At 43.5% G+C, this 15631-nt stretch carries 10 protein-coding genes; 9 read left to right on the forward strand and 1 reads right to left on the reverse strand.

Annotated elements, in window-relative coordinates:
* Positions 1-273: 273 nt before the first annotated feature.
* Positions 274-1158, forward strand: coding sequence for an NAD(P)-dependent oxidoreductase (locus tag DWZ47_RS04355; RefSeq protein ID WP_008776127.1), 885 nt, complete (start codon positions 274-276; stop codon positions 1156-1158).
* Here the strand turns inward: DWZ47_RS04355 and DWZ47_RS04360 are convergent.
* Positions 1141-1929, reverse strand: coding sequence for an aspartate dehydrogenase domain-containing protein (locus DWZ47_RS04360; protein ID WP_117512377.1), 789 nt, complete (start codon positions 1927-1929; stop codon positions 1141-1143). The two genes, DWZ47_RS04355 and DWZ47_RS04360, sit on opposite strands and share 18 nt — an antisense overlap.
* 278 nt (positions 1930-2207) lie before the next feature.
* Here DWZ47_RS04360 and DWZ47_RS04365 point away from each other — a divergent pair, with 278 nt between their 5' ends.
* From DWZ47_RS04365 to DWZ47_RS04400, 8 genes are all read left to right on the forward strand, one after another.
* The gene (locus DWZ47_RS04365) at positions 2208-3857 is read left to right on the forward strand and encodes a DUF6377 domain-containing protein (protein ID WP_117512378.1); all 1650 of its coding nucleotides are present in this window, start codon (positions 2208-2210) and stop codon (positions 3855-3857) included.
* Positions 3858-4080: 223 nt separating this feature from the next.
* Positions 4081-5253, forward strand: a complete 1173-nt coding sequence (locus tag DWZ47_RS04370) for a glycerophosphodiester phosphodiesterase family protein (RefSeq protein WP_032852678.1) — start codon at positions 4081-4083, stop codon at positions 5251-5253.
* 31 nt (positions 5254-5284) lie between these two features.
* On the forward strand, positions 5285-8281 hold the full coding sequence (locus tag DWZ47_RS04375; RefSeq protein ID WP_117512379.1) for a SusC/RagA family TonB-linked outer membrane protein: 2997 nt from the start codon (positions 5285-5287) through the stop codon (positions 8279-8281).
* Between the two features lie 13 nt (positions 8282-8294).
* The gene (locus DWZ47_RS04380; RefSeq protein WP_117512380.1) at positions 8295-10070 is read left to right on the forward strand and encodes a RagB/SusD family nutrient uptake outer membrane protein; all 1776 of its coding nucleotides are present in this window, start codon (positions 8295-8297) and stop codon (positions 10068-10070) included.
* A gap of 55 nt (positions 10071-10125) precedes the next feature.
* Complete coding sequence (locus DWZ47_RS04385; protein WP_074638188.1) at positions 10126-11577, forward strand: right-handed parallel beta-helix repeat-containing protein; 1452 nt, start codon at positions 10126-10128, stop codon at positions 11575-11577.
* Positions 11578-11596: 19 nt separating this feature from the next.
* The gene (locus DWZ47_RS04390) at positions 11597-12490 is read left to right on the forward strand and encodes a fimbrillin family protein (protein WP_008648967.1); all 894 of its coding nucleotides are present in this window, start codon (positions 11597-11599) and stop codon (positions 12488-12490) included.
* An 18-nt stretch (positions 12491-12508) separates the two neighbouring features.
* A complete protein-coding gene (locus DWZ47_RS04395) occupies positions 12509-14659 on the forward strand; it encodes a fimbrillin family protein (protein ID WP_117512381.1) in 2151 nt (716 codons plus the stop codon).
* Positions 14660-14720: 61 nt separating this feature from the next.
* Positions 14721-15623 (forward strand): glycerophosphodiester phosphodiesterase family protein, encoded by a 903-nt coding sequence (locus DWZ47_RS04400; RefSeq protein WP_182281591.1) that lies wholly within the window; start codon positions 14721-14723, stop codon positions 15621-15623.
* Positions 15624-15631: the final 8 nt, after the last annotated feature.

Raw genomic sequence — 15631 nt, forward strand, 5'->3', positions numbered from 1 at the left:
CATGACTTAGGAAAGCTGTCCTCTGTCAAAAGGAAGATTATCGAATAACGGAGTTTTTTTTACTGTCGAATTGTATAAAAACCGGTCGTGAGTTTGTTTCCTGAGAGAATTTTGTTACTTTTGTATTCGAAAGAGTTACTTGAAGATACAACTCTGCAAATCGCTAAAATGCGCACAGTTACCAAATTGTTATCTCTCAATTCCCCAAATTATGCAAAGTGTTTATTCTTCAATTGGTTATCTTAACCGCGAATAATCTAAAATAAAAAAACGATGTTTCAGAAACTTGTAGCTATAGAGCCGGTCAGTCTGGTTCCGTCGGCCGAAAAAGCGTTGTATTCATTTGCCGGTCAGGTGGTGATGTATCCTGACATACCCGCGAATGATGATGAAATCATTGCCCGTATCGGAGATGCTGATGCGGTGCTTTTGAGTTATACCTCCCGTATCAACCGGTATGTACTCGAGTGTTGTCCGAATGTGAAATACATTGGAATGTGTTGTTCACTCTATTCTCCCGAAAGTGCCAATGTCGATATTCGCTATGCTAATGAACGGGGTATCACGGTGACAGGTATTCGGGATTATGGTGACGAGGGAGTAGTGGAATATGTAGTCAGTGAGTTGGTGCGCTGTTTGCACGGCTTTGGGCAGGAATCGTGGGAGGAGTTGCCTCGTGAGATCACCGGATTGAAAGTCGGAATAGTCGGACTGGGTAAGTCGGGCGGCATGATAGCGGACGCTTTGAAGTTCTTTGGTGCTGATATTTCATATTATGCCCGCAGTGAGAAAGAAGCGGCTACTGCCAAAGGATATCGCTTTTTGTCATTGGGGAAACTCCTTGCAGAGAGTGAAGTCATTTGTTGTTGCCTTAATAAAAATACGATTCTGTTGCACGAAGAGGAATTTAAGCAGATGGGTAACCGGAAGATCTTATTCAATACCGGTTTGTCACCAGCATGGGATGAGGCTGCTTTTACTGAATGGCTGGAAGGTGATAACCTTTGTTTTTGTGACACGATAGGCGCATTGGGGGGTGAGCAACTGCTCAATCATCCGCATGTACGTTGTATGCAGGTGTCTACTGGCCGCACGCGTCAGGCGTTTGACCGCCTGAGCGCAAAAGTGTTGGCCAATTTGTCAGAATACAATGGGTGATGCGATATTAATCAGGGTGCTCACTACTGACCACCCTGCAATATCCGATGTAGCACTATAAATGTCTACTACGGCATGCACCTGATCGTTTTTGATTTCTACTCTTTGCGTATCTCCCACAAATCCGGGAGTAGACTGTATGGATACCTGCATGTTCTCCGGACCGACAGAAGCCCGTGAGGCGGCAACTGTAACATTCACTTTGGTTGGAAAGAGGCGAATAGCTTCCGCAGCACTACCGGAGAAAACTGTACGTTGCTCCGTTTGCAAAGAATCATCATAAACGGGAGTTCCTTTGAGTCCATTAGGACCTTTTTCATTGAAGAAGCGGGCCGTCGTATTTCCCATCAGAGAGGCAGTTCTTAAAACATCGAATCCACCGGTAGCTCCGGATGCGATATAGATTCGTGTACCATTTGCCTTGGCGGTTTCTGCCACTTCCCGATAGAATGTCTCGTCTGCCAAAGCACCGATAGACAAGGTAATGACAGAGGTTCCGTTTCTCAATGCCGGCAAAGCCAATTCCCGCATAGCGGCAGGAGAGGCCGATTCCACCAGATAATCTGGTTTTAATGCCAATAACTCTTCCAATGTGGCGCAAGCAATGCAAGGCTTGCCATGTTGCTGCATTTTATGAACGATGTGCGCTGCTTTTGAAGCTGTACGCGAATAGACACCTACCAAGTCATAATCTGGTAATAAGCCTTTGACAACTGCATCCGCAACGATTTCTGCAAGTCGTCCACATCCTACAATGACTAACTTTTTCATGCAACAAAGATAATACTTTTATTGGTAAGAGCTTCGGTTGGTAATATGGTATTTATTTTCATCAGGTATGTATCCGGGAATGGATTTGTCTGATAGAGTAAGACTCATTTTTATTAATGATAATGTAACACATACCCTGTCTGGCTCCTGTTTTTTCCTTATAATAGACTGTTTGTTCCTTTAATTTATGAACTATTTATAGTTAGGTTACAAAGATTTTCTATACATTTGTCCGGTTAATCTCTATCATCTCATACTCACTAAAGTCTATCCGCCTAATGAAAAAGAACTGTCTACTCTGCTTTTTGCTCTTCTTTTCCTGCCATTCAGCTTTTGCTGGTGAAAGCTTGGATTCATTGTTGAATGTGCTTGATAAAACGATTAAGGAAGCCGATACTTATGTGCAAATTAAAGAGAACAAACTCCATGAGCTGAAAAAAAAAGCACGAAAGACACCTCCCTTTTCTGTCGAACGCTATCATCTGAATAACGATATTTATCTTGAATATAAAGCATACAGTTCCGATTCTGCACTCCACTATCTGAATGAAAATATGCTGTTAGCACGCCAGTTGAATGACAAAGAGCGGGAACTTAAAATTCAATTGGAGCTATCCTATCTGTTATCCTCCATTGGAATGTATATGGAAGCAGCAGATATACTTAACTTGATTGATCGTCAGACACTGCCATCGTCTCTTTTGGGATATTACTATACTTGCTACGAGCATGTATATTTCGAAGCAGGAGCGGCACAACCCCGTTATAAGATGTTTGCTTCCCGTTATGCTAAATTGAGCCATGCATACCGTGATTCCATGCAGGTTACTTTAGATCCATCTTCGGCTACATATCTGTGGTTGCGTGAGACGCAACTAAGAGAAGCCGGAAAATATGATGAGGCTCTTGAGTTCAGTGACCGTCGGCTTGCGGAGGCTTCTTTTGGTACCCCTCAATATGCATTAGTGGCCTATCAGCGTTTCCGCCTTTTTGAGAGCATGGGCAAGAAAGACGAGCATTTGTATTATTTGGTACTTTCAGCTATATCAGATGTACGTTCCGCCATTAAGGAGCAATCTTCTTTAATGGTACTGGCACAGGAACTGAATAGCAAAGGAGATTTGAAACGTGCCTATGACTATATCAATTTCTCATGGGAAATATCACAATTCTATAAAACGCGGTTGCGGAGCTGGATGAATATCACTCCGCTTTCCATGATTAACGGGAATTATCAGGATATTATCAAGCAACAGAATCGGGAATTACTGATCTATATTACGTGCGTAGCCTTGTTGGCGTTGTTATTGGTGATTGCATTAATCTATATCTACCGACAGATGAAGGCCCTTTCCATCGCCAAAAAAGGACTGCAGGAAGTAAACGAACGGCTCTTCTCGTTAAATGAAGAACTCGAGGAAGTGAACTGTCATCTTCGTTCTACCAATCTGGAACTTTCCGAGTCCAATCTTATTAAAGAAGCCTATATTGCCCGTTTCTTCAAACTGTGCTCTGTATATGTAGACCGTTTGCAAGCGTACAGAAAGTTGGTAAATAAGAAACTGCAACGCGGACAAGTGGCAGAATTACTCAAAATGACACATCTTAGTAATGACATTGTAACCGTTGAAGTACAAGAATTATATGCGAACTTTGATTCCGCTTTCCTGCATCTCTTTCCTAATTTCGTGGAATCTCTTAATGCCTTATTATTACCGGAAGAACAAATCGTATTGAAACCGGATGAATTACTGAACACCGAACTGCGTATTTTTGCTTTGATACGTTTAGGAATAAAAGACAGTTCTCAGATTGCAGAACTTCTGCATTACTCGGTGAATACGATCTATAATTATCGTTCAAGAGTGAAGACCAAAGCACGTGTTTCACGAGATGATTTTGAAGATTTGGTGGCAAAAATCCGTTAATAAAATCTGTGCCGAATCTACCTTTTAATGTGAGCTTGTTAAGTTTTAATGTGTTTATTATCAGGTAGTTATTTCTTTGAGTGGATTGTATATTTCCACTTATATTCCCTTTGCTATTTTTTATCGGGGCATTTCCCTCTATTTTTGTCATAACCGAACGGAACGAACTGATTCCGTCTTCGGGAGTTCCTTTTTTTATTAACTAACCTTTATAGAAATACAAATGAAAAATGAATTATTGCATTTTTTTGTTCCGGAAAAAGGAAGAAGAACAAAACGCCAGCCTATAAGCTGGTTATGCTGTTGGGCTATTCTACTGGGAATGGTTTGCAACGCTTGCTCTGACGACGATCCAGTGAAAAAGAATCCTTACCTGCAAGTAAGTACTCGTGCCATGCTGAAAGAGGTGGTAGAGGTCAAATTCAACAACATTGATGGAAATACCGATATTACTGTCGATTTTGGTGACGGGACGGTCAAGGAGGGGAAAGCTGCCACCCCTATCACTTATGCCTATACCCAAAGTGGTGACTACACGTTACACGTTACGGCAGGTCAGTATGAGGTGCAGAAGAGAATCCGTATCTATAATCTGTTGTCGTTGACGGAGGCGATGAAGCAATTCAGAGAGCCGGACAATAAAAAAGTATGGGTTATGACACACCGGGCACATACGTCCGACAGGACTGTTCCCGAGAATTCTGTTTCTTCCGTAGAGGATGCCATTGATTCAGGAGCTGAAGTGATCGAGTGCGATACTCATGTGACAAGTGACGGAGTGGTAGTGGTTTGCCATGACCAGACGATCAATGCTACAACAAATGGTACGGGTGACATTACGAAAATGACCTATGCGGAAATACAGAAGTACAACCTGAAAGACCGGAATGGCCGGGTGACCGATGAAAAGATGCCTACTCTGGAAGAGTTTCTGAAAGCAGGACGCGGTAGAATCTATTACAACCTTGACTACTCTCCGCGTACAGCTACTTCGCAACAAGTGGTGGATATCGTGATGAAACTGGATATGATGGAATCTGTATTCTTCTACTGTAACAGTGCGCAGAAAGCGGAAGAAGTATTGGGTATTACTCCTAAGGCACATGTGTATACATGGACAGGAAGTCATAAACCGATGATAGGATTACCGGGTAACTACTTCGTGCAATACAGCTACCTGACGAATGGGAAAAGCACTCCTTTGGGAAGTTCAATCAATGATGGAATGCTTGCTACGGTGAATATGCTTCCTGCCAGTGGCAGTAGTGTGTCCGAATGGACGTTGAACGAGACTTATCTGGACGAACTCTTGCAAATCTATCCGATGGTATGTATGATACAAACGGATTTACCGGACTTGTTGATTCCGGCATTACAGGCAAGAGGGCTTCGTTAACTTTATCATCTAATATAAAAATCATCTATTTATGAGAAATATTTATTGTAGAACGTGTACCTGTCTGTTAGGTATATTGCTGATGCTGTTTTCCGGCATCCAGGCAAGAGGAGCTTCCTGGGAAGTGCAGCAGGAACGTAAAATATCCGGTACGGTGATCGATGAAAAGGGGGAACCTGTCATCGGAGCTTCGGTGGTAGTTATAGAGACAAAACAAGGTAGCATTACCAATATGGACGGTAAATTCCAGGTGAGTGCTCCGCAGAACGGACATTTAAAAATCTCTTATATCGGTTATGAAACACAAGAAGTGGCTATCAAGGACCGGCAATTACTAAAAATCGTGTTGAAAGAGGAATCCACTGCTTTGAACGAAGTGGTAGTGGTGGGTTATGGTACGATGAAACGGAAAGAAATGACTTCGGCTATTTCGCATGTCGGTGCGAAAGATCTGAATCAAATATCCAGTCTCGATGCTTCCATGTTGTTGCAGGGAAAGGTATCCAGCGTCTCTGTTTCCAATACGGCTTTGGCCGATCCGAATAGTACGGGAAGTATTCAGATTCGTGGTATATCATCACGTAATGCCGGGCTGGGTCCGTTGATTGTTGTAGACGGAGTGCCGGGAGGTGATATGACGAATATTAATCCTGCGGATATTGAATCTATCGATGTATTGAAAGATGGTGCCGCTTCTGCTATTTATGGTACACGGGGTAGTAACGGTGTTATCCTTGTTAATCTGAAAAAAGGAACCCGTGACGGGGAAGTGCATACTACTTACAGTGCTGCTGTCACTTTCAATAAAGCAAAGAAAGAGCTGGACATTATGAATGCGGAGGAATATCGTGCTTATCGTACAGTGTCTAATCCACTTTCCGATATGGGAGCTAGTACAGACTGGTTTGATGCCGTTACCCGTTTGGGAGTGATACACATGCACACGTTAACCTTCTCCGGAGGTAATGCGAGGACCAATTATCGTGTGACAGCTGATTATCGTAAAGCGCAGGGAATCGACTTGCGTTCCGACCGTCGGGAATATGGTGCACGTGCCACTATCAGTCACACAACGAAAGATGGCCTGTTTACGTTTGCTGCCAACATGACTCCCCGTGTCATCGACCGGAACAAATCAGCCAGTGTGTATGGTAGCGTTATTAAGAATAATCCGACGATGCCGGTTTATGATCCCGAATCAGCTAATGGGTACTATCGTTTTCCGTCCGGAGGAGATAGCTCGAATATTGTTGAACAATTGAACGAGGAAGAAAATGGTACGGAGATTAAATTGCTGGAATGGAATGCTACTGCTGCCGTTAATTTGCTGCCGTTGTTTAATCCTACAAATCCGAACATGGTCTTGAAATCACAGGTTACCATTTCCCAGTATCAGGTGGATAAGTTCAACGGATGGTTCACACCATCTACTTACGGTCCTAATGTGAATTCGGGCGTTACAGGAAAAGCAAGCCGTGATTTTGATAAAAGTACTAATAACAATCTGGAATGGGTGACTAACTTCTCTACACGTATTAAGGATCACCAAATCCGTGCAATGGTGGGTTATAGTTATAATTACGGTGTAAGTTCGGGAATGGGAGCCGAGAACTGGGATTTCTCTTCCGATGGATTGACGTATAATAATCTGGGCTCCGGTCTGGAAGCAGCCAAAGAAGGGAAAACCATGATGAGTTCTTATAAGAATGACCATAAACTAATCAGTTTCTTCGGACGTGTCAATTATGACTGGAAAGAGCGCTACCTGTTTACTTTCTCTTTACGTCACGAGGGCTCTTCCCGTTTCGGTGAGAATCATAAATGGGGTAATTTCCCGGCTGTGTCTGTCGGCTGGCGTATCTCGGATGAAAAATTTATGAAAGGACTTTCATGGATTGACGATTTGAAAGTGCGTTATGACTATGGTGTAACCGGTAATCAGGAAATAGGTAACTACCAGTCTTTGGCTACCTATAAGGCTTATGGCTGGTATCAGTATGGGGGTAACAACTTCCATGTTTGGGGACCGAGTAAGAATGTCAATTCGGAACTTCGTTGGGAGAAGGGACACAACCAGAACATCGGTTTGGACTTCTCGCTTTTCAAACACAAAGTAACCGGTTCATTTAACTATTTCCACCGTAAACAAAGCGATTTGCTCGGTAGCTATTCCGTATCGGTTCCGCCCAATTTGTTCTCTACCATCTATGCCAATGTAGGTACATTGCGCAATACCGGTTTCGAGCTTGATATAACTGTCAATGCTGTTCGGACAAAAGACTTTACTTATAGTTTCACATTAGTAGGTGCTACCAATAATAACAAGTTTGTCAGTTTCTCCAATGATGTGTACAAGGGACAGAAATATTACTCCACCTGTAACATGGCAAACCCCAATAATCCGGGATATTTGCAGCGGATTGAAGAGGGAGAGCGTATCGGTAACTACTTCACATACCGTTATGCGGGAGTGGATAAAAAGGGTGACTGGTTGATTTATGACAAGAAGGGAAATGTAATCCCTGTATCCCAGGGTACGGAAGAAGACAAAGCAGTGACCGGAAACGGTTTGCCGAAATTCACCGGTTCTATGACGCATAACTTCACTTATAAGAACTTCGATTTGACTGTTGCTCTTCGCGGTGCTGCCGGATTTGACATTTTTAACGTGCACGATTTCTATTTCGGATTACAGAGTATGAGTACCAATCAGTTGACCACCGCTTATTCGAAGAATGCACATATCACAACAGGTAAGAATGTGATTACCGACTATTTCATCGAGCCGGGTGATTACCTGAAGATAGACAACATTACTTTAGGATATACAATGAACCTGAATAAGAAGTACATCGAAAAGATACGCTTGTTCGGTACAGCTAACAATCTTTATACGTTTACGAAATTTACAGGTGTAGATCCTTCTACATACGAAGTGAATGGACTGACACCGGGTACTTTCGGAGGAGGATACAACTATTATCCATCTGCTTTCCAGTTTATTTTAGGTTTACAAGTAAGTTTTTAAAAGAAAAACAATTATGAGAATAACAAAATATATTATAGGATTGGGTATGATGGCAGGTACAGTGTTAGGCCTACCGTCTTGTACTGATCTGTCGGAAACGGTGTATGACCAGGTGATGTCCAAGAACTATTATAACACGAAACAGGATGTTATCAATGCTGTCTTCCGTCCTTTTGAACACATGTACTGCTGTATCTGGATACGTCATGAGAATGAAGAACTACCGGCGGACCAGCTGATTACTCCTACTCGTGGTACTTGGTGGTACGATGGAGGACTGTGGGAAATGTATCATCGTCATCAATATGACGATATTAATCAAGGGGACTGGTTGAGTGAATGGGACAACTTTTATGTAGGCATTGGTCAATGCAATATGGTATTGGATGACTTGGCACAGTTGAACCCGTCTAATTTTGGTTTAAGCGACAGTGAATTTGAAAGTTTTAAAGCGCAGCTACGTTGTATGCGTGCCTGGGGCTATCTTCGTCTGTTGAATACACATCGCAACTGCATTCTAACGACCACGTCGGATCAGGCAGTGAACGAACTGCCGGAAAACCGGAAACAAGTTTCTCCGCAGGTGATGTTCGATTTCATCGAGAGTGAATTGAAAGACTACTGTCTGACAGCTTTACCTTCCAAGAGTGGACAATCTGGAAATGGTAGCCAGCAGGGACAGTTCACGAAAGCTGCTGCGGCATCCTTATTGGTGCGTCTCTATCTGAATGCAGAGGTATGGATCGGCCAGGCTAAATGGCAGGAGTGCATTGATATGTGTAAACGTATCATAGGAGGAGAGTTCGGATATTATGCGATTGCGGATAACTGGTATGAACCTTTCGACTGGAACAATGAAATGTGCAATGAGGTGATCTTCGGTTTTCCCGGTTCTTATGGGCTGACCAGCTGGCATCTGCAAAATGACAGAAGAACGGTTTACGGACGTGGTTTGCCTTATGGTAGTGCGTATTATCTGAAAATAGAGGGAAACGGCGAACGGAATCCGAAATACGCGCTTTCACCCAGCTATGACAATCAGCAGCCACGCGAACTGTTCGACTATGGATTGGGAATGGTTACCCGGAAGTTTGCCAAATATCAGGGAGACATACGTTATAAGCAATATGTAAACACTGGTAACAATACCCGTGAAGGTATGTTCTTTCTCGAAGGTAAGATTGCCAACTCCGCTGTCAGCGGAGGATATGCCAAGAATCCGGATAATCAATATGTGATTTATTTACGTGATCAGGTCGGACGATTCGAAGGGAATGCAGAGTCTGGTTATATCTCCAATCCGGCTTATAAGGAATCTAAATTGGGTAATGGGGACTTCAACTCCGGACTTTACTGCGTGAAATATCCTTTCTATCCGTTTACCGGAGGTTATTATATTGAGTCTGACTATACAGAGATTCGTTTGGCAGAGATTATTTATTCTCAAGCTGAAGCTCTTCTTCGCCTCGGACAGGCGGGTGAGGCTGGTAAATTGCTGAACAGCGTGCGTAAGCGCAACTATGAAAACTTTACAGCGAATATCGCTTACCAGCCGGAAGGGAACGTGGTGCTCGATCTGAAAGAAATGCTAGATGAGTGGGGACGGGAGTTTCTGGCGGAAAGCCGTCGTCGTACAGATTTGATTCGTTTCGGCAGGTATCAGGAGGCATGGTGGGACAAACCAAGGGATGCAGACAATCATTATGAGCTGTTCCCCTTGTCGCAGACACAGCTGGAACAGAATGAATATCTGAAACAGAATCCCGGTTATCCGGATATTTCCCGGTGAAATCGGTGAATTTGCGATTATTCTTATCTAATGTACAAGTTAAAAAAGAAAGAAAATGAAAAATAGATTATTCATAATATCGAAGATATGTATGCTGGCTTTCATGATTCTGTTGGCACAGGGATGCCAGGAAGATTATGAGATGATAGACCCACCTATGATGACGGATTACGATGACGATCTGGACGAAGAAGTGATTATGCAGAAAGGATTGGAGAGTTACTTTGTGACTCAATTCGGTGAAGGTGAGATGGATGGCAGTTCTTGGGAACAGGCACTGGATGCGGCTGGCTTCCGTAAGTTGTTGAGCGGTTCAATCGATCTCTCCAAGAGTACGATTTATATGAGTCAGGGGAAATATATAATGTCCGAAGAGAGTGGGCTTGGTGTAATCGTTCGCAAGGATGTCAAAGCGATTAAGGGCGGATATAGTCAGTTTAGTGAAGGGACGGATGTTTCGGCACGTGATATAGATGCGTATGTGACAGTCATCAGTGGTGATGTGAACGGAAATAAGCAGGCGGATGCCGGTGATTGTGGTTTGTTGCTTGTCAAGAAAGGGCATATAGCTATTGAAGGGGTTACTTTTCAGTATGGATATGTATCTGAAGCAGATGCCAGTGCTACCGAATGTGGTAGTGGAATTTATGTGAGTGGCAGTGCCAGTGATACTTCTATTGAGTTGACCGATTGCGTGATTAGAGATTGTAAGTCGGGAGTAACGACTTCTGCCAAGCAGGGTGGTCCGGCTGTTTTTGTCTTGTCGGGACAGGTACGTTTGAATAAGGTAAGCTTGTTGGACAATACGGCTGCAGGTCGTGGAGGAGCTGTTCGTTGTAGTAGCAAGACAGCGGTGGTATTTATGAATGGCTGTCTGCTGAAAGGTAATTCTCATAACGGTTCGTGGGGAAATGGTATTCAGATGTCGGAAGGACATATTTGTATAAACAATACCACGCTGATAGAGAATATGGGGACAGGTGCCGCTTTGAATGGAGGAGGTAGTATACTGCTGACTAATAATACAATCATTGGAAATGCGAATGATAGTCATGGGGCTGTGCGCTGTGAGACGGGAGTTGGCGGTGATACGAAGTTTATTAATAATTTGTTGATTTCAGAAAATCCTTCGGCTCCGAGTTTTAATCTGAATGGTAGTAACTTTGAAGCTTTCTCGAAAGGATATAATGTGTATCAGCGTGTGACGGGGATAACGATGAGTGCATCCGATACGGCTTATCCTAATCAGGTGAACGGTGCGCTGAATGAGGAGGGAGTGTATGTGTGGGATCTCAATCAGATTGGTTCGGTAAAAGGATATGCTACCAGGCAGGCAGTAATAGAAGTTGCGAAAAGCTTTAACCCGGTGGCTTCGCCTATTACTAATTTGGGAGAAGTGTTTGTGGAATGGATCGGTGAAGATGCTTTCGGAATAGACCAGCGGGGAGTGACTCGTAATGCCAATAAGATGCAGGCCGGTGCTTATGATGCTGTTCTGGCCAATTAAACCCTAAAACGACTGTAACATGAAGAAAATATTTTATATAATAGCCTTGGGTGTCGGACTAGCCGGATGCTCAAATAATGAGGATGAATTACTGTCAACGGGTAGTTTTCCCGAAGACCATGTAATCCGTATCATTACAGAAGTAAATGAACCTTTGTCGCGTGCAGGGTATGACGTAACGAATCTGGAACGTTTCGGATTGATGATCCGGAATAGCGAGAATGCTGCTTATAACTATCATAAGCAAATGGTTAGTTCCGGAAATGCCTGGAGTACGTCCGACGGTCAGCAGATGCTTTGGGATGCGGAAAGAACGCCGGTGACGATGATAGCGTATGCGCCTTATATGAGTGAAGCTGCTCCGGATGCCTCTTTGGCAGTCAATGCTCTTACCAATCAGACTACTGAAGAGAATGTGAAGTCCTCCGATTTTTTGTTGATGAAAGCAACAGTCGACCCGGAGCAGGATTTAACTGCGGATGGAAAGCTGAAAATCTCTTTGAGTCATGCCATGAGCAAGCTGCTTATAAAAATCACAGTCAATGGAACGACAGATGCTGCGATGAATAAGTTAGGGGATATGTCTATCAATGGGGCTGTTGTTAATGGCATTTGTGATTTGTCGGCAACGGTTCCGATAGTTGTTCCTGCGCCAGATGCGGTAGTGGCTACTGTGGCTCCCTATAAAGGGACGGAATCTTGCGAATGTATTCTGCCTCCGCAAAAAATAGCAGAGGGCTTCTCTGTGAACTTCAGCTATGATGGAAAGCTGTATATCTGGACTGCAAAGGAAGCCATTGAATTGGAAAAAGGAGTGGAACATACCTTGACGCTCAATGTAAACACAACTGTCCGATTGGCTGCTAAGATGGCAAGAAATTGGGCAACCGGACAACTTATCGACCGGAATTAAAGAAGGAGGAGATAAACAATGAAGATTACAAAACTGATATTGGCTGCGTATTTACTGACGAGTATGGCGGCCTGTGATACGGATAAGAATATAGCTATGTACGGCGAAGATTCCGGTGCTATTCAGATTGAAGCTGCTATTAATACTGCCTTTACCCGCAGTAATCCCAGTGCGGCAGGAGATCAGCAGAAACAATTTAATGAGGGTGATGAGATTCAATTAAGTTGTGAGGATGGGTATTTGAATTATGTACTTTCGGAAGGAAAATGGGTGCCGACCGATAATTATTATTTAAGATGGGGTGCGGAACCGGTAACTTATTCGGCTTTTTATCCGGTAGTGAACGGAGCCAGTACGGCTAATTTTACACTTCCCACAAACCAGCAACGTTTGGAAAACCTGGCTAAGGCCGATTATATGACGTGTACCGTAGAGAATGCAACAGACGACGGATCCCGTATTCTTCGTCTGGGTATGAACCGGAAAATGGCAAAAGTGATTATGACGCTTGCAGATGTAGGCGGACAAGCTAAGGTTCAGGGAGTAAAGATTGGTTCCTATCAGGGATATACAAACGGGGAAGTGGTATCGGGTACTTCTTTAATATCCCCTTTCATTACAGTTCCCGAAGGTGGTAAGGCAGGACAGGATGGTTGTACGTACACTGCCATTGTGGCTCCCGGAAAAGCCGGGACAACTGCTACCTTTGTTTCTTTGAACTATTTGGGCGAAGATCTGGTGCTGCCCGGTATACCGGAACTGAAATCTGGAAAGTGTTATGAATTCACATTAAAAGTGGAAGGTTCGATCATAACTATCAGTGAACCGATTGTTTCTCCGTGGGATAGCGGTACTTTGCCGGGCGGAGATGCGGAAGAACTTCAACTGGCCGCTTACTATGTGAAAGAGCAACCTGCTGGAAATGCGACCGGTATGGATTGGGATAATGCAATGGGAGTAGATGCGTTACGCAACTTATTGCAAACGAATAGCAATAGTGAAATTTCCAATGCTAATGCAGCCAAACTGGATGGTAAGAAGATTTATGTAGCTGCAGGCTCTTATGAGATTGTGAAAGAAAACTCTGGAGTGAAGATAGAATATAGCGGTTATAGTAAGCAAGTGGAAATAACGATTGAAGGCGGATATGATCCTTCAAGCACGGGAACAGATTTAACGAAACGTGACGTTGCTAAATATACGACTGCTTTTGTCAGAAATACCAGTAGTGGAGCATCTGCGACGTCTAACTCTTTATTAGTATTGGGTAATCAGATAAATATTATTTTCGATGGCTGTACTTTCAATGGACAATATGAATTGAGCGATGCAGGAAGTGTTCGTGCCGTATTTGTTGCGGCAGGTGGAGGTGACGCAACCCTGCAATTGAATAATTGTGTCATAAAGAATTTTAATCGCGGAAGCGATGGTGGAACAGATGGCGGAGCAGCCGTTAAAGTATCAAAGGGAAGAGTCTTGTTAAATCAGGTGGAAATGGTGAGCAATAAAGCGACAGGGCGGGGAGGAGCCATCACTACTACCGCAGCAAATAGCTTCCTGTTTATGAATAATTGTTTGTTGCATGAGAATTATGCACCAACCGCTTGGGGAACTAGTATTCATGCCGGAAATGGATATGTCTGCATGAATAATGTAACCGTACTTGGCACGGCAGCTACAGGAGGAAATAGCATCACTGTCAACGGAGATGCCTACTTTATGCTTGCCAATACTACGATTGTTGGAAATTCGGGCAATCCGAATGGTGTCTTCCGTGCAGGGAAAAATGCTTCTCTTGTGGTCAACTCTTTATTTGCCAAAGGAGCCGGAAACAGAACTATTTATGCAGGTAATATCACTTCCGGTGGATACAATGTATATCAGGCGGCAGATGCCGGTTGGGGAGCAGTTGCTACGGATACGGATTATTCATCTCAAACTCTTCCAGCTGCTACTTTAACGGATGGCGTTTATCAATGGACTGTGACCGGGGTTATTGACGAATTTGCAACCAGACAGGCTGTGATAAATGCAGTGAAATCCTTTGATGCGACTGTGGGACAGCAATTTGTGGACTGGGTTGGTGAAGCCGGCTTTGGAGTAGACCAGCGTGGAGCAACCCGTAATGTCAACAAGATGCAGGCTGGTGCTTATGATGCAGGACTGTAACTGTGACCAAGATATAATAGGTTTTGAATTAAGTAAGAAGATTAAATAACAAATGAAAGATATGAAGAAAAGCAAGTTTATAGTGCTTTTGTTACTGTTCTGTCTGCAGCCAGGTTTCCTGGCTGCACAACGGGCGGAGCTCATTCGCAAGGATGTGTTAAATCCGCACTTAGATAAGGTTTTAGTGGTGGCGCATCGCGGAAATTGGAGTATTGCCCCCGAAAACTCTTTGGCGGCTATCGATAGTGCTATTCAGATGAAAGTGGATATTGTAGAGATAGATATCCGTAAGACGAAAGACGGTGAGTTGGTTCTCATGCATGACGATACGGTAGATCGCACTACTAATGGTACAGGAAAAGTAAAAGATAAAACGTTGGCTGAAATAAAGCAACTCCGGTTGAAAGATAAGGATGGTCAGTTAACGGAACATACTGTTCCTACTTTGGAAGAAGCATTGTTGGCAGCCAAAGGTCAGATTATGGTTAATCTGGATAAGGCCTACCCTATTTTTGATGATGTATATATTATATTGAGGAAAACCGATACTGCTGATTTGGTTATAATGAAAGGTGCTCAACCGGTGGAGACGGTGAAGCGGGAGTTCGGCTCTTATCTGGATAAGGTGATTTATATGCCTGTCGTAACGATTGATGAGGAAAAATCGATGAAGGTTGTCGAGGATTATATGGAACAGTTGCATCCGGTTGCTTTTGAGCTTTGTTACAGAAATGCTTCTAGCCCGGTACCTGCCGAAATGGAACGCAGGCTGGCAGGAAAAAGTCTGATCTGGTATAATACTTTGTGGGCTTCTCTGGCAGGCGGGCATGATGATGAGGCTGCAAAGAAAGATCCGGATGCTAGTTATGGGTATCTGATAAACAAGTTGGGAGCACGAATCCTTCAAACAGACAGTCCGGCTTTTATGCTCAATTATTTGAGAAGTAAAGGATGGCATGACTAATCACTAAG

It is taken from the genome of Bacteroides sp. AF32-8BH (assembly GCF_003435205.1).
GTDB lineage: Bacteria > Bacteroidota > Bacteroidia > Bacteroidales > Bacteroidaceae > Bacteroides > Bacteroides ovatus.

Coding starts and splice junctions, on each gene's coding strand:
- DWZ47_RS04355 (WP_008776127.1), top strand. CDS start 274: ATGTTTCAGAAACTTGTAGCTATAGAGCCGGTCAGTCTGGTTCCGTCG.
- DWZ47_RS04360 (WP_117512377.1), bottom strand. CDS start 1,929: ATGAAAAAGTTAGTCATTGTAGGATGTGGACGACTTGCAGAAATCGTT.
- DWZ47_RS04365 (WP_117512378.1), top strand. CDS start 2,208: ATGAAAAAGAACTGTCTACTCTGCTTTTTGCTCTTCTTTTCCTGCCAT.
- DWZ47_RS04370 (WP_032852678.1), top strand. CDS start 4,081: ATGAAAAATGAATTATTGCATTTTTTTGTTCCGGAAAAAGGAAGAAGA.
- DWZ47_RS04375 (WP_117512379.1), top strand. CDS start 5,285: ATGAGAAATATTTATTGTAGAACGTGTACCTGTCTGTTAGGTATATTG.
- DWZ47_RS04380 (WP_117512380.1), top strand. CDS start 8,295: ATGAGAATAACAAAATATATTATAGGATTGGGTATGATGGCAGGTACA.
- DWZ47_RS04385 (WP_074638188.1), top strand. CDS start 10,126: ATGAAAAATAGATTATTCATAATATCGAAGATATGTATGCTGGCTTTC.
- DWZ47_RS04390 (WP_008648967.1), top strand. CDS start 11,597: ATGAAGAAAATATTTTATATAATAGCCTTGGGTGTCGGACTAGCCGGA.
- DWZ47_RS04395 (WP_117512381.1), top strand. CDS start 12,509: ATGAAGATTACAAAACTGATATTGGCTGCGTATTTACTGACGAGTATG.
- DWZ47_RS04400 (WP_182281591.1), top strand. CDS start 14,721: ATGAAGAAAAGCAAGTTTATAGTGCTTTTGTTACTGTTCTGTCTGCAG.